General features: G+C 60.9%; 22 protein-coding genes and 1 pseudogene. 22 read left to right on the plus strand and 1 reads right to left on the minus strand.

Annotated elements, in window-relative coordinates:
- The 5 genes from DWX58_RS15465 to ispF form a co-directional block, all read left to right on the plus strand.
- Positions 1–186: hypothetical protein (locus DWX58_RS15465; protein WP_207664068.1), on the plus strand; the 186-nt coding region annotated here is incomplete at its 5' end.
- Positions 164–322, plus strand: a complete 159-nt coding sequence (locus tag DWX58_RS15185) for a hypothetical protein (protein WP_158579192.1) — start codon at positions 164–166, stop codon at positions 320–322. The genes DWX58_RS15465 and DWX58_RS15185, both read left to right, overlap by 23 nt.
- Positions 323–916: 594 nt before the next feature.
- Positions 917–1,396 (plus strand): CarD family transcriptional regulator, encoded by a 480-nt coding sequence (locus DWX58_RS02585; protein WP_118641431.1) that lies wholly within the window; start codon positions 917–919, stop codon positions 1,394–1,396.
- 62 nt (positions 1,397–1,458) lie between these two features.
- The gene (gene ispD, locus DWX58_RS02590; protein ID WP_118641432.1) at positions 1,459–2,199 is read left to right on the plus strand and encodes a 2-C-methyl-D-erythritol 4-phosphate cytidylyltransferase; all 741 of its coding nucleotides are present in this window, start codon (positions 1,459–1,461) and stop codon (positions 2,197–2,199) included.
- Positions 2,199–2,681, plus strand: a complete 483-nt coding sequence (gene ispF / locus DWX58_RS02595; RefSeq protein ID WP_118641433.1) for a 2-C-methyl-D-erythritol 2,4-cyclodiphosphate synthase — start codon at positions 2,199–2,201, stop codon at positions 2,679–2,681. Before ispD ends, ispF begins: the two co-directional genes overlap by 1 nt.
- A 58-nt stretch (positions 2,682–2,739) precedes the next feature.
- On the opposite strand, the gene DWX58_RS02600 is transcribed toward ispF, so the two are convergent.
- Positions 2,740–3,357, minus strand: coding sequence for an NUDIX hydrolase (locus tag DWX58_RS02600; protein WP_118641434.1), 618 nt, complete (start codon positions 3,355–3,357; stop codon positions 2,740–2,742).
- 179 nt (positions 3,358–3,536) lie between these two features.
- On the opposite strand from DWX58_RS02600, the pseudogene DWX58_RS15510 reads away from it, so the two are divergent.
- The 17 genes and pseudogenes from DWX58_RS15510 to rlmN form a co-directional block, all read left to right on the plus strand.
- Positions 3,537–3,629 (plus strand): annotated as a pseudogene (locus DWX58_RS15510) (DUF3343 domain-containing protein); the annotation flags it as partial.
- Between the two features lie 159 nt (positions 3,630–3,788).
- Positions 3,789–4,913 (plus strand): aminotransferase class V-fold PLP-dependent enzyme, encoded by a 1,125-nt coding sequence (locus tag DWX58_RS02610; RefSeq protein WP_118641435.1) that lies wholly within the window; start codon positions 3,789–3,791, stop codon positions 4,911–4,913.
- Positions 4,914–5,236: 323 nt separating this feature from the next.
- Complete coding sequence (gene cdaA, locus DWX58_RS02615; RefSeq protein ID WP_118641514.1) at positions 5,237–6,088, plus strand: diadenylate cyclase CdaA; 852 nt, start codon at positions 5,237–5,239, stop codon at positions 6,086–6,088.
- The gene (locus tag DWX58_RS02620; protein ID WP_118641436.1) at positions 6,085–7,326 is read left to right on the plus strand and encodes a CdaR family protein; all 1,242 of its coding nucleotides are present in this window, start codon (positions 6,085–6,087) and stop codon (positions 7,324–7,326) included. The genes cdaA and DWX58_RS02620 overlap by 4 nt, the downstream gene beginning before the upstream one ends.
- A gap of 24 nt (positions 7,327–7,350) precedes the next feature.
- On the plus strand, positions 7,351–7,773 hold the full coding sequence (locus DWX58_RS02625; RefSeq protein WP_118641437.1) for a SoxR reducing system RseC family protein: 423 nt from the start codon (positions 7,351–7,353) through the stop codon (positions 7,771–7,773).
- Between the two features lie 10 nt (positions 7,774–7,783).
- Positions 7,784–8,650 (plus strand): DUF5685 family protein, encoded by an 867-nt coding sequence (locus tag DWX58_RS02630; RefSeq protein WP_118641438.1) that lies wholly within the window; start codon positions 7,784–7,786, stop codon positions 8,648–8,650.
- The gene (locus DWX58_RS02635; RefSeq protein ID WP_118641439.1) at positions 8,647–9,264 is read left to right on the plus strand and encodes a DnaJ domain-containing protein; all 618 of its coding nucleotides are present in this window, start codon (positions 8,647–8,649) and stop codon (positions 9,262–9,264) included. Before DWX58_RS02630 ends, DWX58_RS02635 begins: the two co-directional genes overlap by 4 nt.
- A 1-nt stretch (position 9,265) precedes the next feature.
- Positions 9,266–9,793, plus strand: coding sequence for a hypothetical protein (locus DWX58_RS02640; RefSeq protein ID WP_118641440.1), 528 nt, complete (start codon positions 9,266–9,268; stop codon positions 9,791–9,793).
- A gap of 43 nt (positions 9,794–9,836) precedes the next feature.
- Positions 9,837–10,703: a YicC/YloC family endoribonuclease gene (locus tag DWX58_RS02645; RefSeq protein ID WP_199648657.1), complete on the plus strand. Its 867-nt coding sequence runs from the start codon at positions 9,837–9,839 to the stop codon at positions 10,701–10,703.
- 12 nt (positions 10,704–10,715) lie between these two features.
- Positions 10,716–10,985: a DUF370 domain-containing protein gene (locus tag DWX58_RS02650; RefSeq protein WP_118641442.1), complete on the plus strand. Its 270-nt coding sequence runs from the start codon at positions 10,716–10,718 to the stop codon at positions 10,983–10,985.
- Positions 10,976–11,590, plus strand: coding sequence for a guanylate kinase (gmk, locus tag DWX58_RS02655; RefSeq protein WP_118641443.1), 615 nt, complete (start codon positions 10,976–10,978; stop codon positions 11,588–11,590). Before DWX58_RS02650 ends, gmk begins: the two co-directional genes overlap by 10 nt.
- 51 nt (positions 11,591–11,641) lie before the next feature.
- The gene (rpoZ, locus tag DWX58_RS02660; protein WP_279229848.1) at positions 11,642–11,830 is read left to right on the plus strand and encodes a DNA-directed RNA polymerase subunit omega; all 189 of its coding nucleotides are present in this window, start codon (positions 11,642–11,644) and stop codon (positions 11,828–11,830) included.
- A gap of 71 nt (positions 11,831–11,901) precedes the next feature.
- Complete coding sequence (priA, locus tag DWX58_RS02665; RefSeq protein ID WP_118641445.1) at positions 11,902–14,367, plus strand: primosomal protein N'; 2,466 nt, start codon at positions 11,902–11,904, stop codon at positions 14,365–14,367.
- A gap of 27 nt (positions 14,368–14,394) precedes the next feature.
- The gene (gene def / locus DWX58_RS02670; RefSeq protein WP_118641446.1) at positions 14,395–14,892 is read left to right on the plus strand and encodes a peptide deformylase; all 498 of its coding nucleotides are present in this window, start codon (positions 14,395–14,397) and stop codon (positions 14,890–14,892) included.
- Positions 14,889–15,812 (plus strand): methionyl-tRNA formyltransferase, encoded by a 924-nt coding sequence (gene fmt / locus DWX58_RS02675; RefSeq protein ID WP_118641447.1) that lies wholly within the window; start codon positions 14,889–14,891, stop codon positions 15,810–15,812. The genes def and fmt overlap by 4 nt, the downstream gene beginning before the upstream one ends.
- A 53-nt stretch (positions 15,813–15,865) precedes the next feature.
- Entirely contained in the window at positions 15,866–17,206 is a 1,341-nt protein-coding gene (gene rsmB / locus DWX58_RS02680; RefSeq protein ID WP_118641448.1) for a 16S rRNA (cytosine(967)-C(5))-methyltransferase RsmB, read from the plus strand.
- Positions 17,199–18,230 carry a 23S rRNA (adenine(2503)-C(2))-methyltransferase RlmN gene (gene rlmN / locus DWX58_RS02685; RefSeq protein ID WP_118641449.1) on the plus strand — a complete coding sequence of 344 codons (1,032 nt, stop codon included), beginning with the start codon at positions 17,199–17,201 and terminating at the stop codon, positions 18,228–18,230. Before rsmB ends, rlmN begins: the two co-directional genes overlap by 8 nt.
- The last annotated feature ends 19 nt before the right edge of the window (positions 18,231–18,249 follow it).

An 18,249-nucleotide genomic window follows, 5' to 3' on the forward strand; every position in this document is an offset into this window, starting at 1 on the left:
GGAAAATGCGCTCCGAAATGGCAGTTGTTTGCTTGGTCACGAGAGCGTTCCAAGGCGGAAGAGTATCCGGGAGGGGATGATCTTCCCCGCGAGATCAAAAGGGGCGTATATCCATCTCTCATTCCGGACATTCTGAGCATATCTCAACAAGGAGGTGCTTTCCATGAAGCAGGAGAAGCAGTCTAAAAACCGAAAAGGCCGGAGTCTGAAGGGCTCGTCTCCCATCGCCGGCCAAAACCGGACAGATCCCGAGACCAATGCACAAGATCCCATGGCGGATCCAGTGGAGATGCGTATGAAACGAGAAGGGCATGATATGTAAAAAATTGCGAAACCATTCACAAACTGTTCACGGTTTATTCTCGGTTTTTTGAAACATTCGGCAAATAATGGTGTTATCCTATATGCGGAACACGGATCCAATGTTTTCCCCTTTGTTAGGCAAGCCAACAGGCTGCCTGGGCCGGTTTATCCGCGAAAAGCCGGTCCCATGGCGAACTGATGCGAGTGTGCTCGGATCAGACAGCCGATCGTTTGGCGCCGATATGCGCCTCACTGCCGTCCTGCGGAATCGCCCCGGGACGGCAGACCAAAGGCATCCGCTGCGGCGGTTTCCATATATAGAACCACACACCTCTTTTTTCGTATCACACGCTGGGAACCCGGCGGCGGAAAAGACAGATTTGCATGCCTGGAAAGGGCGGCGAATCTGTCTTTTCTGCGTTTGCGCGGAAAGGAAAAGGGGGGCAAGAGCGGACAGAGACCGGGGAACAGCTAAAAAAAGAGGAGTTTTTTTAAATTTTTATAGGATTCCGGTAAGAATTGGCCTTTTTGCTTGCAACAGGCCGTTTAGATTGCTATAATTAAGACAAGAATATTGGCAGGAAAAGGATGGTTGACGGACGGGAGGTTGGGGATGTCATTTCAGATTGGTGATAAGGTAGTCCACCCGATGTACGGGGCCGGCGTTTTGGAAAGTGTTGTGCAGCGAAAGGTTGGCGGAGTGGTTCGGGACTATTACATCATGAAGCTCCCCGAACGATCTATGGTGGTGATGATCCCCACGGAGAACAGCGAGGCGATTGGGGTCCGCCCGGTCATCGACTGTGAGCAGGCGGATCGGATCCTGGCCTCCATTCCCAACATCCAGGTGGAGATGACCTCCAACTGGAACCATCGCTACCGGGAGAATCTGGAGCGGCTGAAAAGCGGCGATCTGCTGGAGGTGGCCTGGGTGGTCAAGGGCCTTACCCAGCGGGAGACAAGCCGTGGGCTGTCCACTGGAGAGCGGAAGATGCTCCATTCTGCCCGTCAGATTCTGATTTCTGAGTTGGTGCTGTCCAAGAGTATCAGCTATGAGGGCGCCGAGCAGGCGCTGGATACCGCTTTGGCCTGAAGGCCGATTGGCGAAGAGAAAAAAAGAGCCGACAGGCTCTTTTTTTACAGGGAGGATGGAAGATGGAAGGACTGTTGTCGCGCTGGCAGCGGAACCGGCGGGAGCGGAATCCCCTCTGCTCTGTGGTTGTGGTGGCTGCGGGCTCGGCCCGGCGGATGGAGGGAATTGATAAGATTCTGACGCCGCTGGGAGAGCTCCCCGTGCTGGTCCACACCCTGGGGGTGTTTCAGGACTGCCCCAGAGTGGCGGAAATTGTGGTGGTCACCCGGGAGGATCTGCTGGTGGAGATCGGCCGACTGTGCCGGGAGTACGGCATGGATAAGGTAACCAAGGTGATTGTGGGGGGCGCAGAGCGGATTCATTCCGTCCGGGCCGGGCTGAGAGAGGTGCGGCCGGACGCGGAGCTCATTGCCATCCACGACGGGGCCCGGCCTCTGGTAACGGGAGAGCTTGTGCTGGAGACCATTGCCCGGGCGGGGGAGACCGGTGCGGCGGCTCCGGCCATCCCCATTACCGATACCATCAAGCGGGCGGAGGGAGACCTGGCGGTGGAGACGGTGGACCGCACAGACCTGCGGGCCGTCCAGACGCCCCAGATTTTCCAGGCCGACCTCATCCGGGCGGCTGTTCAAAAGGCTCTGGAGGACGGCGAGGTGCTCACCGACGACTGCGGGGCAGTGGAGCGGCTGGGCATGAAGGTTTCGCTCACCCGGGGCAGCCGGGAGAACATTAAGATTACCACGCCCTTTGATTTGCTCCTGGGAGAGGCCATCCTGGAGCAGCGGGCAGGAGGTGTGTTGTGATGCGGATTGGACACGGATACGATGTACATAAACTGGTTCCTGAACGGCCTTTGATTCTGGGCGGCGTGGAGATCCCATATGAGAAAGGCCTGCTGGGCCACTCGGACGCCGATGTGCTGACCCATGCGGTAATGGACGCCCTGCTGGGGGCGGCTGCCCTGGGGGATATCGGCCGTCATTTTCCGGACAGCGATCCCTCTTACAGCGGAGCGGACAGCCTGAAACTGCTGGACCATGTGATGGTGCTGCTGCGGGAGAACGGCTGGAAGGTGGGCAACGTGGACGCCACCATTCTGGCCCAGCGCCCCAAGCTGGCCTCCTATATCCCTCAGATGCGGGACAATCTGGCGGTCCGCATGGGCGTGGAGCCGGAGCGGGTGAACGTGAAGGCCACCACCGAGGAGGGCCTTGGTTTCACCGGCGCGGGGGAGGGCATTGCCGCCCATGCGGTGTGCCTTCTGGAACCGCGTGCGGACGTATAAATAATATCAAAAAGAAAAAGGGCTCCGGTGAATCATCACCGGGGCCCTTCTTTTGTAATTATTCCACCAGCGTCTTCCAGTTGGGATCGTCCTTGGCCTGAAAGCACATGCGGATCTGTTCCTCCGTAGACTTGTCACGGCAAAGGGGGGGAAGCTCGTCCAGGGAGAAGTAGCCGCTGGCCGTGGTTTCAATGTTGGGCGCAAAGGAGCCGCCCAAAACAGTGCAAAGGAAAAACACCTTACAGATTCCATAGGCGTAGGGCGGCAGGTTGTGCTTGTTCCGATCCTGGAGAGCAATGACCCGGTCGATGGCCACCTCCAGACCTGCCTCCTCCCGGACCTCCTTGACAGCATTTTCTCCCACGGAGAGGTTCACATCCGCCCATCCGCCGGGCAGGGACCAAAGGCCGTTGTTTTCCTGCACCAGAAGGATTTTGTCCCCCTGGAAAATGGCGGCCCGGGTGTCCAGCTTGGGGGTCTGGTAGCCGGTCTCACAGCAGAAAAGCTCGGTCACCTTTTCCAGAGATACGTCGGAAATCTGACTGACCATTTCCGCCGCGATTTCCCGGATGCGGGTAAAGCGCTCAATGTCATAGATATCCTTGCCGTAAAACAGTCCGGCCTGGGCCAGACTCTGCAGCTCCACGGCCCAATCCAGCAGCTGGCTGCGCTCCATTGTCCTGCCTCCATTCCCTGTTGTCCGAATAAGACCATTATAGACCGGCCTGAGGCCGGGGCGCAAGGGGGGCAGAGCAGGAAAGTACGGCATACAATGAATCAGGGAGAGAATCCCAGGTCTGGCCGCCGGTGTTTGTCTGCCGGAGGCCGGTCTGTTCTGGGGGAAAGGAACGTATTATGCTCTATTACTTGATTGTATGCCGCTCTCTCACCTATGCCCAGCGGACTGCTGCAGCGTTGGAGCGGGCGGGCATTACCACTCGCATCCTGCGCTCACCCAAGAGCATCGCCGGGGAAGGGTGCAGCCACAGTGTGAAAATTTCCCAGCGCAACCTGCCCCCATGCCCTGCAGGTCTTAGAGCGGGTCCAGCTGCAGCCCAAGCGCATCTTCATTACCGCAGGGGACGGAAGCTACCAGGAGGTGGAGCTGTGATCTATCTGGACAGTGCCGCCACGACCCTCCAAAAGCCGCCGGAGGTGGCCCGGGCAGTTGCCAGGGCGGTCAACCATATGGCCAGCCCGGGGCGGGGAGGCCATCGTCCGGCCATGCTGGCTGCCCGGACGGCCTATGCCTGCCGGGAGGAGGCGGCCCAGCTCTTTCATGTACCGTCACCGGAGCAGGTGGTCTTTACCTTCAACGCCACCCACGGACTGAATCTGGCCATTCATTCCTTGGTGAAGCCGGGCATGCGGGTGCTGATTTCCGGTTATGAGCACAACGCAGTCACCCGGCCCCTCTATGCCATTCCGAACGTGGAGATCCAGGTGGCAGATGGTCCGCTGTTTCAGCCCAAAGAGATGCTCTGGCGCATGCAGAAGATCCTGGATGAGGGACGTACGGACGTGGTGGTCTGCACCCATGTGTCCAATGTGTTTGGCTATGTGCTGCCCATTCATACCATCGCAGCGCTGTGTCGGGACCGGCAGGTGCCCCTCATTGTGGACGCTTCTCAGTCTGCCGGCTGTCTCCAGGTGGATTTTCAGGCCTTGGGCGCGGCCTTTGTGGCTATGCCCGGGCACAAGGGGCTCTATGGCCCACAGGGAACGGGGCTTCTGCTGTGCGGACAGCCGGGAGAGGCTCTCATGCAGGGGGGGACGGGCAGCGAGTCCATCCGCCAGACCATGCCCGACTTTCTGCCCGACCACTTGGAGGCCGGCACCCATAACATCGCGGGGCTGGCCGGACTTCTGGAAGGACTGCGGTATGTGCGGAGAGTGGGAACTGCATCCATTGCCGCACGGGAGCGCCGGCTCATCCGACAGCTGGGAGCTCAGCTGAAACGGCTGCCCGGCCTGGAGGTCTGGCTGGCGGAAAACCCGGAGGACCAGAGCGGTGTGCTGTCCTTTCGGGCAGCCGGGGTGGACTGTGAGGAGCTGGGGGAGCGGCTGGGGGACCGGGGAATCGCCCTCCGGGCCGGACTTCACTGTGCTCCGCTGGCCCATCAAACGGCGGGCACGCTGGAGACGGGGACGGTCCGGGCCAGCGTCTCTGCCTTTAATACGGAGCGGGAAATCCAGCAGACCGCTCTGGTTATGGGCCACCTGCTTGGCTGAGGCGGGCCCGATAGCCCGGAAACAGCAGGCCGGGCAAGAAAAACATGGCGCTCTGAAGTGCCGCGGCACGCAGCGAGTCGGGAGACTGGCTGTGAGCCGCGGTACTTTATTTTTGGGGTGACGGAGAGAAAGATTCTGCCGTCCGGCACAAATTTCCGGCGAAAAATTCATGAAATTTTCATAAGCAGGGAGGCCTTTCGTGTTGCCATCCCGGCTGGAATATCGTATAATAACAAAATAGGAAAATTGTGTCCAGGGATTTTCCTGGATGTCTGGAGAAGGGAGTGGTCTTCTTGCTGGAAGCGGTTCAGACTTTTTTGCAAATGTCGCTGCCGTTAAGCTTGAGGCTGTCCGACCTGCTGGATATTGCCATCCTTTCCTTTGTAATATACAAGATTCTGTGGATCCTGCGGAAGACCAGCTCCGGGCGGGTGCTGTGGGGCATTCTGATTCTCATGTTTGCCATGGCCCTGTTCTCCAAGATGGAGCTGATTGCCACCAGCTTCCTGCTGGGAAAGCTGGTGGAGTGGGGCGTTGTGGTCCTTGTGGTCCTGTTCCAGCCGGAGATCCGGCGGTTTTTGGAACGGGTGGGCAGCAGCCGTCTCGGCGTGGTGTTTGCTTCCAATAAATCGTCCCCCATGGATCTGGAATTTGCCATTGCCCAGACCACGGCGGCCTATGCGGATATGTCCCGGGACAAGGTAGGGGCACTGATGGTATTTGAGCGGCAGAACCTGCTGGACGATGTGATCAAGACCGGAACGGCCTTGGACTGCGCGGTATCCAGTGAGCTTTTGAAGAATATTTTTTGGAATAAGGCGCCCCTGCACGACGGCGCGGTCATTGTCCGCGACGGAAGAATCGTGGGGGCGGGCTGTATGCTGCCCTTGTCCAGCAACGTGAATCTCAGCCGGGATCTGGGTATGCGCCATCGGGCGGGCATCGGTATGAGCGAGCACTCCGACGCGGTGGTGGTCATCGTCTCCGAGGAGACCGGATCCATCTCTGCCGCCGTGGGCGGCATGCTCAAGCGGCACCTGGCCCCGGAGACCCTGGAGCGCCTTCTGCGCAACGAGCTTTTGAACGATGATACTCGGGAGGAAAAGAAAGGAACTCAGATCCCCCTGCTGAACCAGATCCTGGGCTGGAACAAGAAGGAGGGCGACCGGTCATGATGAATCGTCTTCGGGAGAGCCGGTGGGCCTATATTCTGCTGTCTATCCTGCTCGCCTTTGTATTTTGGTACTATGTACGGGCCGAGCTGGACCCGTCACAGCCCACCTGGTTCCGCGAGGTAGAGGTGGAAGTGATCAATGGAAACGTGCTCACCCGACAGGGCCTCACGGTATCTGATCTGTCTGTGGACACGGTGAACCTCTATATTGAAGCCCCCGCCAGCATACGGGAAGCACTGATTCGAAGCCGTACGGAGCTCAAAGTCACGGTGGATGTTTCCCGCTGTGTGGAGGGAGAGAACAAACTTTCCTATGACATCGTTTGGCCGGAAAACGTCAACGTGGAGAACAACAACAATGTTGTGGTGCGGGAGCGCACCCCGGATGTGATTACGGTGACGGTGGATAAGCTGTACACCCAGACCTTTGATGTGGAATTCCAGCTGAAAGGCTCCGTGGCCAAGGGCTACCAGGCCGGAACGGCTGTGCTCAGCCCCGAGTCTGTGGTGGTCAGCGGTTCCGCTGAGCAGGTGAGCCAGGTGGCCAAGGTTGTGGCGATTCTGGAAGAGGAAGATCTGGACGAGCGCTTTGCCGGGGATCTGCCTCTGACCCTGCTGGACGCGAACGGCAACGAACTGACCGATCTGGAGGTCACTCTGGACACTGAGTCGGTCTATGTGGTACTGCCGGTAGTTGTTGTAAAGGAAGTTCCGTTGACAGTCAATATCATTCCCGGCGGCGGTGCCACGGAGGATGACGTCAAGATTGATATCGAGCCGGATACCATTACGGTGTCCGGAGCAGAGGAGGATCTGGCAAACCTGACCGAGATCTCCCTGGGCAGCATCGACCTGTCCAAGGTGTTAGGCACCACCAGCATCCCCATGAGCATCGCCCTGGATCCCAGTCTGGAAAATGTCAGCGGCATTACCTCGGCTGTGGTCACGGTCACGGTGGAGGGGCTGGCCACCCGAAGCATCGATGTGGATAACATCACGCCCTCCTCGGACATCCCCAGCGGTTACACGGTGAACTTCGCCACCCAGGTGAAGACGGTGACCGTTCGGGGCAAGCAGGAGGCGGTAGATGCGCTGGATGCCAGCCAGATCCGCATTGTGGCCGATCTCTCCAACATCGCCTCGGTGGGCACCTATCCGGTACCGGTGAAGGTGTATGTGGATGCCGATGGTGTGGGCGTGGTAGGCGAATACAGCATTGTAGTCAATGTAAGCAGATAGTTTGCTGGGAGGCAGCAGAAAATCATGGTTCAAAACGCAATCGTAAAACGAATCGTCCAGCCCGGTGTGGCAGAGGTGTCTCTGCTCCGGCAGATGGAGTGCGGGCTGCACTGCGACGGGGCCTGCGCCGGCTGCAGTCAGAAGCCCAAGGAGGAGATTCTGGCTCTGGCCAGCAACTCCATCGGGGCTCAGCCGGGGGACCACGTGGAGGTGGAACCCACCTCCCGGCACAACATCGGCATCTCTGTGGTGGCCTTTGGGGTGCCCTGTGTGGGTCTGGGCATGGGCTATGTATTGGGACAGTCCCTGCTGGGGCTGGGGGAGGGAATGGCCCTTCTCACGGCGGTGGCAGGGCTGGCCGTAGGCTGTCTGCCCGCCATTCTGATGAACCGCGCCATGGTCCGCAGCGCGGCACCGGAATTCTCCATTTTAAAGTTCCTGCGCTGAGGAGATACCGGTGTTTGGCTATGTGCGGCCCCTGCGCCCGGAGCTGAAGTGCCGGGACTTCGACCTGTACCGGGCCACCTACTGCGGCCTGTGCCGAAGCCTTCGCAGGCGGTACGGCCTGGTGGCCCCCATGCTGCTCAACTTTGATTTCACCTTTCTGGCCCTGCTCCTGTGGGAGCCGGAGACCTCCTTTACTCCCTGCCGTGGCCGGTGCCATGCCAATCCGCTGGTAAGGAAGCCCATGTGCCCCAACGCTCCGGCGCTGGAGATGGCGGCGGATGCCACCATCCTGCTGACCTGGTGGAAGGTAAAGGATTCGGTGGCGGATGAGGGCTTTTGGCGGGGGATCCCTGCCCGGCTGTTGGAGGCGGTTTTGTACCCCGCCTATCGTAAGGCGGCACGTCTGCGCCCGGACTTTGACCGGACCACCCGCACTTGTCTGGAGGAGCTTTCCGCCTTGGAACGAGAGGGCTGTCCCTCCATTGACCGCACGGCGGACACCTTTGCCCGGATCCTTCAGGCGGCAGCGCCGGAGGAGGGAGAGCAGGGGCGGATTCTGCAGCAGCTTCTCTACCACCTGGGACGGTGGATCTACCTCATAGATGCCAGGGACGACCTGGCGGAGGACCGGCAGGCGAAGCGGTATAACCCCCTTGCGCTGCGCTACGGACCGGAGGGAGATGACGAAGCCCTGAAGCGTACCCTGGACCACTCTCTGGAGCTGATGGGTGCGGCCTTTCAGCTGGGCGAGTTTGGGTGCCGGGCACCGCTTCTGGAAAATATTGTGTACCTGGGCCTTCCGCTGGTGCAGCGGGTCGTTTTTGACGGCAGCTGGGCTCAGATCAAAAAACAAAAGATATGGAGTAAGCAAGAATGAGAGACCCATACAGCGTCCTTGGCGTAAGCCAGAATGCCAGCGATGAGGAAATCAAAAAGGCGTACCGTGAGCTGGCCCGTAAGTACCATCCGGACAACTATCAGAATAACCCTCTGGCCGACCTGGCAGAGGAGAAGATGAAGGAGATCAACGAGGCCTACGAGACCATCACCAAGCAGCGCTCCGGCGGTGGAGGCTATCAGGGGTCTTCCGGCTATTCCGGCGGTTACTCCGGCGGCTATTCCGGCCAGCAGGGGGGATATTCTTCCGCCTCCTCCAATCCCACCTATGCCCGCGTGCGGAGCATGATCAATGCGGGAGATCTGGGGACTGCGGAACGTCTGCTGACCGAGGTGCCCAACCGGGACGGCGAGTGGTATTTCCTCAGCGGAAGCATCGCCTACCGCAAGGGATGGCTGGATGAGGCCGCCCAGAACTATATGCGGGCCGTGCAGATGGAGCCCAATAACATGGAGTACCGCCAGGCCTATGCCATGATGCAGCAGCGGGCGGGAGGCTATCGACCCTATGGAAATGCAGGCACCGTGGATGCGCTGGACTGCTGCACCACCATGATGTGCCTGAACTGTCTGTGCGGGGGAGGGCAGTGCTGATATGCCCGGACCCTTTTCGAGCAAAAGCCGTCCCATTGCCGTAGCTGGCGTGCTGGCAGCGGGAAGCCTGGCCATTTTGTGGCTGGCCTGCATGGTTCCCTCCGGGCGCCTGGGCGTGACGGCGGCGGCAGGGCTGTTCCCCGTGGCCGGTGTGCTGGCGGCGGGGCGGATGGCTGGTTACCTGTGCTGGGCGGCAGGGGGCATTTTGGGCCTCATTCTGCTGCCGGACAAGGGCGTGGCCCTGCTGTATCTGGCTTTTCTGGGCCTCTATCCGGTGGTGAAGAGCCGGATTGAGTCTTTGCGCCGTCTGAGCATCGAGTGGGTGTTGAAGCTTGCGTTTTTTAACGCGGCGCTGACCCTTTTTTGGTTTGTGTTCCGGAGCATGTTTTTGCCTCAGCCGCCCCAGTGGCTGGGCGATAACAGCCTTTTGCTCTATGGGGCGGGCAACCTGGTCTTTATCGTCTATGATATCGGCCTGTCCCGCCTGATTGGCCTGTTCCAGACCCGTTTGGGCCCGGGACGGCGCTGAGGTCCCAATTCACAAGAGGAGAGTGACAGTCTTGGTCAAGAGTATGACCGGCTATGGCCGGGCGGAGGAGACGGTAAACGGCTGCACCATTACCGTGGAGCTGCGGTCGGTGAATAACCGCTATCTGGATTGCAATGTCCGCATTCCCCGGCTCTATCTGTTTGCGGAGGATGCCATCAAAACCCGGGTGCAGAACACCATTTCCCGGGGAAAGGTGGATGTGTTTGTTACCCTGGACAACGCGGGAGCGGAAAAGGTCCAGGTGTCGGTGAACCGGCCGGTGGCCGACGGCTATTACGCCGCCCTGCGGCAGCTCGCTGAGATCTACGGCCTAGAGAGCGACATCTCCGTCTCTCTGCTTTCACGGTTCCCGGAGGTCCTTCTGGCCGAGAAGGCGGAGGAGGACGTGGAGCAGATGGCCAAGGACATCTGCTCGGTGCTGGACCGGGCTCTTGCCGACTTTGACCAGATGCGCACCCGGGAGGGCGAGCGCCTGCGGGAGGATGTGCTCAGCCGGGTGGCTCTTATCGAGGAGAAGGTGGGCCTGGTGGAGGAGCGCTCTCCCCAGACTGTGTCGGAGTACCGCGCCAAGCTGGAGGCCCGGATGAACGAGGTGCTCTCCAACACCCAGATCGATCCCGCCCGCATCCTCACCGAGGCGGCCATCTTCGCCGACAAGGTGGCGGTGGATGAGGAGACCGTCCGCCTGCGCAGTCACATCGGCCAGCTCCGGGAGATGCTGGACAAGGGAGGAGCCATCGGACGAAAGCTGGACTTCCTTATTCAGGAGTTCAACCGGGAGGCCAACACCATCGGCTCCAAGTGCAGCGACATTGAGATCGCCCGCCATGTGGTGGACATCAAGGCGGAGATTGAAAAAATCCGGGAGCAGGTCCAGAACATCGAGTAAGGAGGCGGCCCTGTGCGGCTTATTAACATAGGATTCGGCAACCTGGTGTCTGCCAGCCGCCTGATTGCCATTGTCAGTCCGGACTCCGCCCCCATCAAGCGCATGGTGCAGGAGGCCCGGGACCGGGGCGAGCTCATTGACGCCACCTACGGCCGGCGCACCAAGGCGGTGATTATGATGGATAACGACCATCTGGTCCTGTCGGCGCTTCAGCCGGAGACCATAGCAAACCGCCTGTCCGGCGAGAAGGACGGCGCAGAGGAGGAAGCAGAATGGCAGTAAAGAAGAAAGAGAAAGGCCAGCTCATTGTACTCTCTGGCCCCTCGGGGGTTGGAAAGAGCACGGTGATTGCCGAGCTGCTGGGCCAGAGAGACAACATTTACTTCTCCGTCTCCTACACCACCCGGAAGCCCCGGGTTGGGGAGCAGGACGGAGTCAACTACAACTTTGTCACCCGGGCCGAGTTTGAGCGGATGATCGCCGACGACGAGCTGCTGGAATATGCGGAGTACGTGGACAACTACTACGGCACCTCTCTGAAGGCGATCCGGGAGCGCCTGGACGCCGGAATTGACGTGCTGCTGGATATTGAGGTCCAGGGCGCGGCCAAGGTAAAGAAGCGCTGCCCCGACGCGCTGTTCATCTTCATCATTCCCCCCTCCTTTGAGGAGCTGTCCCGGCGCCTTCACAAGCGCAATACCGACAGTGAGGATGTCATTGCCGGTCGGCTGGAGAAGGCCCGTGTTGAGTTCCGGGAGGTGCCCAACTACGATTACCTGGTCATCAACGACAAGGTGTCCGGCGCGGTGCATGAGATTGAGTCCATTCTCACGGCGGCCGAGTGCCGGGTGGAGAACCGGAAGCAGATACTGACTCAGTTCAATTGATTTTGGTTAAAACCTAGTGGTGTGATATTGGAAAGGAAGTTTTGTATTATGATGCTCTATCCTGCAATGAAAGATCTGCTGGCCAAGGTGCCCAGCCGTTATCAGCTGGTGAATGTGGTGGCCCACAAGGCCCGTCAGATTGCCCTGGAGGCGGAGATGACCGGCGAGCCTCTGGAGGATAAGCCGGTGAGCATTGCCATCCGGATGGTTGCGGAAGGCGAAGCAGAGAACGAGGAGTAAGGAAGAGAGGAAAGCAAGCGACGGGACAGCCCTCGCTTGCTTTCCTTTCCGCAAAGGGGGAGGTGAGGCATATGGGCCGTCTGGTGGCCAAGGTAGCGGTGTCCAAAGCCGTCTACGCCATTGACAAGCCCTATGACTACCTGGTTCCCGCCGGCCTGGAGGCAACCCTCCGTCCGGGCATGCGGGTGCTGGTGCCCTTCGGCGCAGGCAATCGGGGCAGCGAGGGCATTGTCCTCTCCCTGGGGGAAGAACCCATGCCCGGCCCCTCCCTGAAGGCAGTCCACGCCCAGCTGGACCCGGAGCCGGTGCTGGACCACGAGGGGATTCAGCTGGCCCTGTGGATGCGGGAGCGGTATTTCTGCACCGTCTACGACTGCGTCAAGGCCATGCTGCCCGCCGGGCTCTACTTCTCTCTGAAGGACCAGGTGGTGCTGCGGGAGGACCTGAACCGGGAGCAGGCCTACGAGGCAGTGGAGGGCTTCGGCAGCGCCAAGCAGCTGCTGGATATGCTGCTGAGCTGGGGCGGCGGAGGCGACATGGAGCAAATCCGTCTGGCCTTCGGCAGCAAGGACCCAAACCCCGCCATCCATACCCTCACCGGGCTGGGACTGGCCCGTCTGGAGACCAGCGCCCAGCGGGGCATCGGGGACAAGACAGAAAAGCTGGCGGTGCTGGCCATTCCGGCGGAGGACGCCATGGCCATGGTCACCCCCCGGCGGAAGTCGGCCCCCCTGCGCTACTCGGTGACCCAGCTGCTGTGCACCCTGGGGGCGGCCTCCGTGAAGGAGCTGTGCTACTTCACCGGGGCCTCCATGCCCACCATCAAATCTCTGGAAAAAAGCGGAATCCTCACCGTGGAAAAGCAGGAGGTATTCCGCCGGATCACTGTTAAGGACGTGGAGCCGGCGGGGGAGCTGGTGCTTAACGAGGAGCAGCAGGCGGCCTTTTCCGGGCTGGACGCCCTGACGGGTACGGGAAAGCCGGAGGCGGCACTGCTGTACGGCGTTACCGGCAGCGGCAAGACCCAGGTGTACATCCGCCTCATCCAGAAAACCCTGGAGCGGGGGAAGGGAGCCCTGGTGCTGGTGCCTGAGATTGTGCTCACCCCTCAGCTCCTTCGGATTTTTACCTCCTACTTTGGAGAACAGATTGCAGTGCTCCACAGTTCCTTGCGGGCGGGGGAGCGCTACGACGAGTGGAAGCGAGTGCGCCGGGGCGAGGCCAGAGTGGTGATCGGCACCCGGTCGGCCGTCTTTGCTCCGGTGCAGAATCTTGGCCTCATCGTGCTGGATGAGGAGCAGGAGAACAGCTACAAGTCGGAAAACGTCCCCCGCTATCACGCCCGGGACGTGGCAAAATACCGCTGCGTGCAGAGCGAAGCTCTGCTGGTGCTGGGCTCGGCCACTCCGTCGGTGGAGACCATGTACCAGGCCCGGCAGGGCATTTTAAAGCTGTTTACCCTGAAACAGCGCTATAACCGGAAGGCACTGCCCCAGGTGCTCATTGCCGACATGAAGGAGGAGCTGCGCAGCGGAAATGCCGGCGCCATCAGCAGCCTACTCCGCCGGGAGCTGGAGACCAACCTGGAGCGGGGGGAACAGTCCATTTTATTCCTCAACCGCCGGGGGGCCAACCGGATGGTGTCCTGCGGGGAGTGCGGCCAGGTGCCCGAGTGCCCCCGGTGCTCGGTGAAGCTGACCTACCACTCGGCCAACGGACGGCTCATGTGTCACCACTGCGGCCACTCCCAGCCTCTGCCCCACGCCTGCCCCTCCTGCGGCGGGAAGCTGAATTTTATCGGCATCGGCACCCAGAAGGTGCAGGAGAAGCTGGAGGAGCTGTTCCCCGGCACGGAGATTCTGCGCATGGACACAGATACCGTCTCCGCCGCCCACCCCCACGAGGAGCTGCTGGAGCGCTTTCGAAAGAAGAAGGTGCCCATCCTGGTGGGGACCCAAATGGTGGCCAAGGGACTGGACTTTGAAAACGTCACGTTGGTTGGCGTGGTGGCCCCCGACCTGGCCTTGTATGTGGATGATTTTCGAGCGGCGGAGCGCACCTTCTCCCTGCTTACCCAGGTGGTAGGCCGGGCCGGGCGGGGTGAGAAGCAGGGCCGGGCGGTGATCCAGACCTATACCCCTGACAACGACGTGATTTCCTTTGCCGCCCGCCAGGACTATGCAAACTTTTACCGCGAGGAGATTGCCCTGCGGCGCATGCGCCGGGATCCTCCCTTTTCCGACCTTGTGGTGATCACGGCCTCCGGGCTGGAGGAGGGGGCGGTTCTGCGCTGCTGCGTCCGCCTGCGCCAGGGGCTGGAGGCCTGTCTGACCGGGGAGCAGCCATGGCAGATTCTAGGTCCTGCCCCGGCGGCGGTGGCCAGGGTCAACAACCGCTACCGCTATCGGCTGACGCTGGTGGGGCGGCAGGACAAGGGTTCCCGCCAGCGCATTGCCGCTTTGCTGCGGGCGGCACAGCAGGACAAGGAAAACCGGGGCGTTTCCGTCTATGCGGATTCAGACCCTTATAACAGCTGAGAGCAATGAAAATAAGGAGACGATACCATGGCAATTCGTACCATTTTGACCAAGGGGGAGCCCGCCCTGAACAAGGTGTGCCACCCGGTTACCAAGTTTGACGACAAGCTGGCCGATCTGCTGGATGACCTGAAGGAGACCCTGGCACAGGCCAACGGGCTGGGTCTGGCCGCCCCCCAGGTGGGCATTTTGCGCCGGGCGGTCATTGTTGTCAACGAAGAGGGAGAGATGCTGGAGCTGGTCAACCCCGAGATCATCGCCCGGGAGGGGGAGCAGGACGGCCTGGAGGGCTGTCTGTCTGTGCCCGGCATGTGGGGCTATGTGAAGCGGCCCGCTTGGGTGCGGGTGAAGGCCCAGGACCGGAAGGGGAACTGGTTTGAGGTGGAGGGCAGCGACATCACCGCCCGCTGCTTCTGCCATGAGCTCAGCCACCTGGACGGCCACCTGTACACCGAGCTGTGCGACAAGCTCTATACCAACGAGGACCTGGACCGGATGATGGAGGAGCAGGAGGACCAGGAATGAGAATTGTGTTCATGGGGACGCCGGACTTTGCGGTCCCCTCTCTGGAGGCCCTGCTGGCCGCCGGCCATGAGGTGTGCGGCGTATTTACCCAGCCGGACAAGCCCAAGAACCGGGGGATGAAGCTGCTGCCTCCTCCGGTGAAGGTGACGGCCCAGAGCCATGACATCCCGGTGTTCCAGCCCACCCAGCTGCGGGACGGCAGCGCCCTGGAGGAGCTCAAGACTCTGGTTCCCGAGCTCATTGTGGTGGCGGCCTACGGCCGCATTCTCCCCCAGGAAATTCTGGATCTGCCCCCCAAGGGGTGCATCAATGTCCACTCTTCTCTGCTGCCCCGGTACCGGGGCGCCGCCCCCATCAACTGGGCGGTGGTGAACGGAGACAAGGAGACGGGCGTGACTATTATGAAGGTAGCGCCCGAGCTGGACGCGGGAGATATTCTGGGCCAGGTCTCCACCCCCATTGACCCGGAGGAGACGGTGGAGACCGTTCACGACCGGCTGGCCGGGCTGGGCGGGGAACTGCTGGTGAAGGTGATGGAGGAAATTGCCGCCGGAACCGTGCAGGCCACTCCCCAGGACCCTGCTCAGGTGACCTACGCCCCCATGCTCTCCCGGGCCCTGGCCCCCATCGACTGGAGCCAGAGCGCCAACGCCATCCACAACAAGGTGCGGGGCCTGGTGCCCTGGCCCGCCACCTCCACCGATGTCTTCTCCAAGGAGCCGGTGAAGGTGTTTGCCGTGGCGGAGACCGGGGAGCACACCGGAAAGGCCCCGGGTACAGTACTTGCTGCCCGGCCGGAGGGCATCGACGTGGCCTGCGGCGACGGCATGGTGCTGCGGATCCTGGAGCTGCAGGCTCCAGGCAGCCGGAGAATGGCGGCCGCGGACTATCTTCGGGGTCATCCCATTTCCATTGATTGACATTCGGGGGAACAGTCCCCCGAGCCTATGAATGAGTAAGGAGGCGGAGCGGTATGGATGCCAGAGAAGCGGCCCTTTTGACCCTGAATGCCTGCCATCGGCAGGGAGGATGGTCGGACGGTGTGCTGAAAAAGCAGCTGGCCGCCGCCAAACTGGACAGCCGGGATGCCGCTCTGGCCACCCAGCTGTGCTTCGGCGTGCTCCAGAACCAGTTGCTGCTGGATTTCTATCTGTCCCAGTTTTCCAACATCGCCCTGAGCCGGATGGAGGGGAAGGTGCTCCAGGCCCTGCGCCTGGGGGCCTACCAGATGCTGTTTCTGGACCGCATCCCCCACAGTGCGGCGGTGAACTGCTCGGTGGAGATGACCAAGCGGCTGTGTAAAAATCCCCGGGCGGCGGGAATGGTCAACGGTATTCTGCGCAGCTTTGAGCGCAGCCTGGACCGCCTGCCTGCCATCCCCAATACCGATCCGGTGTCCTATCTGTCCATCCTTTACTCTCACCCGGAGTGGCTTGTAAAGGAATTTTGCATGATACTTGGAACGGAGGAAGGGGCCAAGCTCCTGGCCGCCGACAACCAGCAGCCTCCCATGACGGTGATGGTGAACACCCTGCGGGGAACCGCGGAACAGGCGGAGCAGCGCCTCAAAGAGCAGAAGGTGGAGGTCACGCCTCACCCCTGGCTCCCGGACTGCCTCATTCTGTCCCGTACCGGGGACCTGGAGGGGCTGGATGCCTTCCGGGAAGGCCTCTTTTACGTCCAGGACCCTGCCTCCCGTGTGGCGGTGGAGGCGGCGGAGGTGCGCCCCGGCATGCGGGTGCTGGACTGCTGCGCCGCCCCGGGCGGCAAGTCCTTTGCCGCCGGCATTGCCATGAAAAATCAGGGGGAACTCATCTCCTGCGACATTCATCCCCACAAGAAGAAGCTGCTCCAGGCGGGGGCGGACCGCCTTGGTTTGTCTATTATCACCCCCATGACGGCGGACGGTAAGGTGTTCCGCCCGGAGTGGGAGGGGGCCTTTGACCGGGTGCTGGTGGATGCCCCCTGCTCCGGCCTGGGAGTCATCCGCAAGAAGCCGGACATCCGCTATAAGGACCCGGAGCCCCTGAAGGGGCTTCCGGAGGTACAGCGGGCCATTCTCGACAACGCATCCCGGTATGTGCGTCCCGGCGGAATCCTCCTCTATTCCACCTGCACTTTGCTGCGGCGGGAGAACGAAGAGGTGGTCCGGTGGTTCCTGGGAGAGCATCAGGACTTCAAGTTAGAATCCTTTACACCGCCTGGAACCGTTGGTACTGTGGCTGATGGCCTGGTGACGCTGCTGCCCCACCGCCACGGGACGGACGGCTTCTTTATCTGCCGCATGAGAAGGGAGGGGCAGGCGGATGGTTGACATCAAATCCATGACCCTGGAGGAGCTGACCGCCTGGTTCAAGGAACAGGGGGAACCGGCGTTTCGGGCCAAGCAGGTGTTTCATTGGCTCTACCGCGGGGTAAACTCCTTTGAGGAGATGAGCGACCTGTCCAAGGCCCTGCGGCAGAAGCTGAGTGAGACCTGCTTCATCACCCACCCCGTTGTGGCCCGAAAGCAGCAATCCGCACTGGACGGAACTATTAAGTACTTGTGGGAGCTGGGGGACGGCAACTGCATCGAGACGGTGTTCATGCGCTACAAGCACGGCAACACCGTGTGCATCTCCAGCCAGGTGGGCTGCCGCATGGGCTGTGCCTTCTGCGCTTCCACCATCGCGGGCAAGGTGCGGAACCTGACCCCTGCAGAGATGGTGGACCAGGTACTTTTCACCCAGCTGGACAGCGGAGAGCCCATTTCCAATATTGTGCTCATGGGCATTGGCGAGCCTCTGGATAACTTTGACACGGTGATGCAGTTTCTCCGCCTGGTCAATCACCCGGAGGGGCTGAACATCGGCATGCGCCACATTTCCCTGTCCACCTGCGGTTTGGTGGAGAAAATTGACAAACTGGCCCAGTATGGGTTACAATTAACCCTGTCTGTGTCCCTCCATGCTCCTGACGACGAGACCCGGTCCAAGATCATGCCGGTAAACCGGTCCGTGGGAGTCAAGACTCTGATGGATACCTGCCGCCGGTATTTTCAGACCACCGGACGGCGGATCTCCTATGAGTACGCCATGATCGACGGGGTAAACGACGCCGACTGGCAGGCGGACCTGCTGGCGGATCTCCTGAAGGGGATGCCCGGCCACGTGAATCTCATTCCCCTCAACGAGGTGGAGGAGAGCCCGCTGAAGCCCAGCCGGCGGGTGGCCGCATTCCAAAAGCGGCTGGAGCAGCGGGGCGTTACCGTGACGGTGCGCCGCAAGCTGGGTGGGGACATTGATGCCTCCTGTGGCCAGCTGCGCCGAAAGGCAATGAAAGAGCATTCGCCGCAATAGTGCGGCTTCGGTCTGGACG

The sequence above is a fragment of the Pseudoflavonifractor sp. AF19-9AC genome, from assembly GCF_003478995.1.
In the GTDB taxonomy this organism is placed as follows: Bacteria; Bacillota; Clostridia; order Oscillospirales; family Oscillospiraceae; genus Lawsonibacter.

What these genes read in the sequence shown, in the direction of transcription:
- DWX58_RS15185 (WP_158579192.1), top strand. Translation starts at nt 164, where the DNA reads ATGAAGCAGGAGAAGCAGTCTAAAAACCGAAAAGGCCGGAGTCTGAAG.
- DWX58_RS02585 (WP_118641431.1), top strand. Translation starts at nt 917, where the DNA reads ATGTCATTTCAGATTGGTGATAAGGTAGTCCACCCGATGTACGGGGCC.
- ispD (WP_118641432.1), top strand. Translation starts at nt 1,459, where the DNA reads ATGGAAGGACTGTTGTCGCGCTGGCAGCGGAACCGGCGGGAGCGGAAT.
- ispF (WP_118641433.1), top strand. Translation starts at nt 2,199, where the DNA reads ATGCGGATTGGACACGGATACGATGTACATAAACTGGTTCCTGAACGG.
- DWX58_RS02600 (WP_118641434.1), bottom strand. Translation starts at nt 3,357, where the DNA reads ATGGAGCGCAGCCAGCTGCTGGATTGGGCCGTGGAGCTGCAGAGTCTG.
- cdaA (WP_118641514.1), top strand. Translation starts at nt 5,237, where the DNA reads ATGTCGCTGCCGTTAAGCTTGAGGCTGTCCGACCTGCTGGATATTGCC.
- DWX58_RS02620 (WP_118641436.1), top strand. Translation starts at nt 6,085, where the DNA reads ATGATGAATCGTCTTCGGGAGAGCCGGTGGGCCTATATTCTGCTGTCT.
- DWX58_RS02625 (WP_118641437.1), top strand. Translation starts at nt 7,351, where the DNA reads ATGGTTCAAAACGCAATCGTAAAACGAATCGTCCAGCCCGGTGTGGCA.
- DWX58_RS02635 (WP_118641439.1), top strand. Translation starts at nt 8,647, where the DNA reads ATGAGAGACCCATACAGCGTCCTTGGCGTAAGCCAGAATGCCAGCGAT.
- DWX58_RS02640 (WP_118641440.1), top strand. Translation starts at nt 9,266, where the DNA reads ATGCCCGGACCCTTTTCGAGCAAAAGCCGTCCCATTGCCGTAGCTGGC.
- DWX58_RS02645 (WP_199648657.1), top strand. Translation starts at nt 9,837, where the DNA reads ATGACCGGCTATGGCCGGGCGGAGGAGACGGTAAACGGCTGCACCATT.
- gmk (WP_118641443.1), top strand. Translation starts at nt 10,976, where the DNA reads ATGGCAGTAAAGAAGAAAGAGAAAGGCCAGCTCATTGTACTCTCTGGC.
- rpoZ (WP_279229848.1), top strand. Translation starts at nt 11,642, where the DNA reads ATGCTCTATCCTGCAATGAAAGATCTGCTGGCCAAGGTGCCCAGCCGT.
- priA (WP_118641445.1), top strand. Translation starts at nt 11,902, where the DNA reads ATGGGCCGTCTGGTGGCCAAGGTAGCGGTGTCCAAAGCCGTCTACGCC.
- def (WP_118641446.1), top strand. Translation starts at nt 14,395, where the DNA reads ATGGCAATTCGTACCATTTTGACCAAGGGGGAGCCCGCCCTGAACAAG.
- fmt (WP_118641447.1), top strand. Translation starts at nt 14,889, where the DNA reads ATGAGAATTGTGTTCATGGGGACGCCGGACTTTGCGGTCCCCTCTCTG.
- rsmB (WP_118641448.1), top strand. Translation starts at nt 15,866, where the DNA reads ATGGATGCCAGAGAAGCGGCCCTTTTGACCCTGAATGCCTGCCATCGG.
- rlmN (WP_118641449.1), top strand. Translation starts at nt 17,199, where the DNA reads ATGGTTGACATCAAATCCATGACCCTGGAGGAGCTGACCGCCTGGTTC.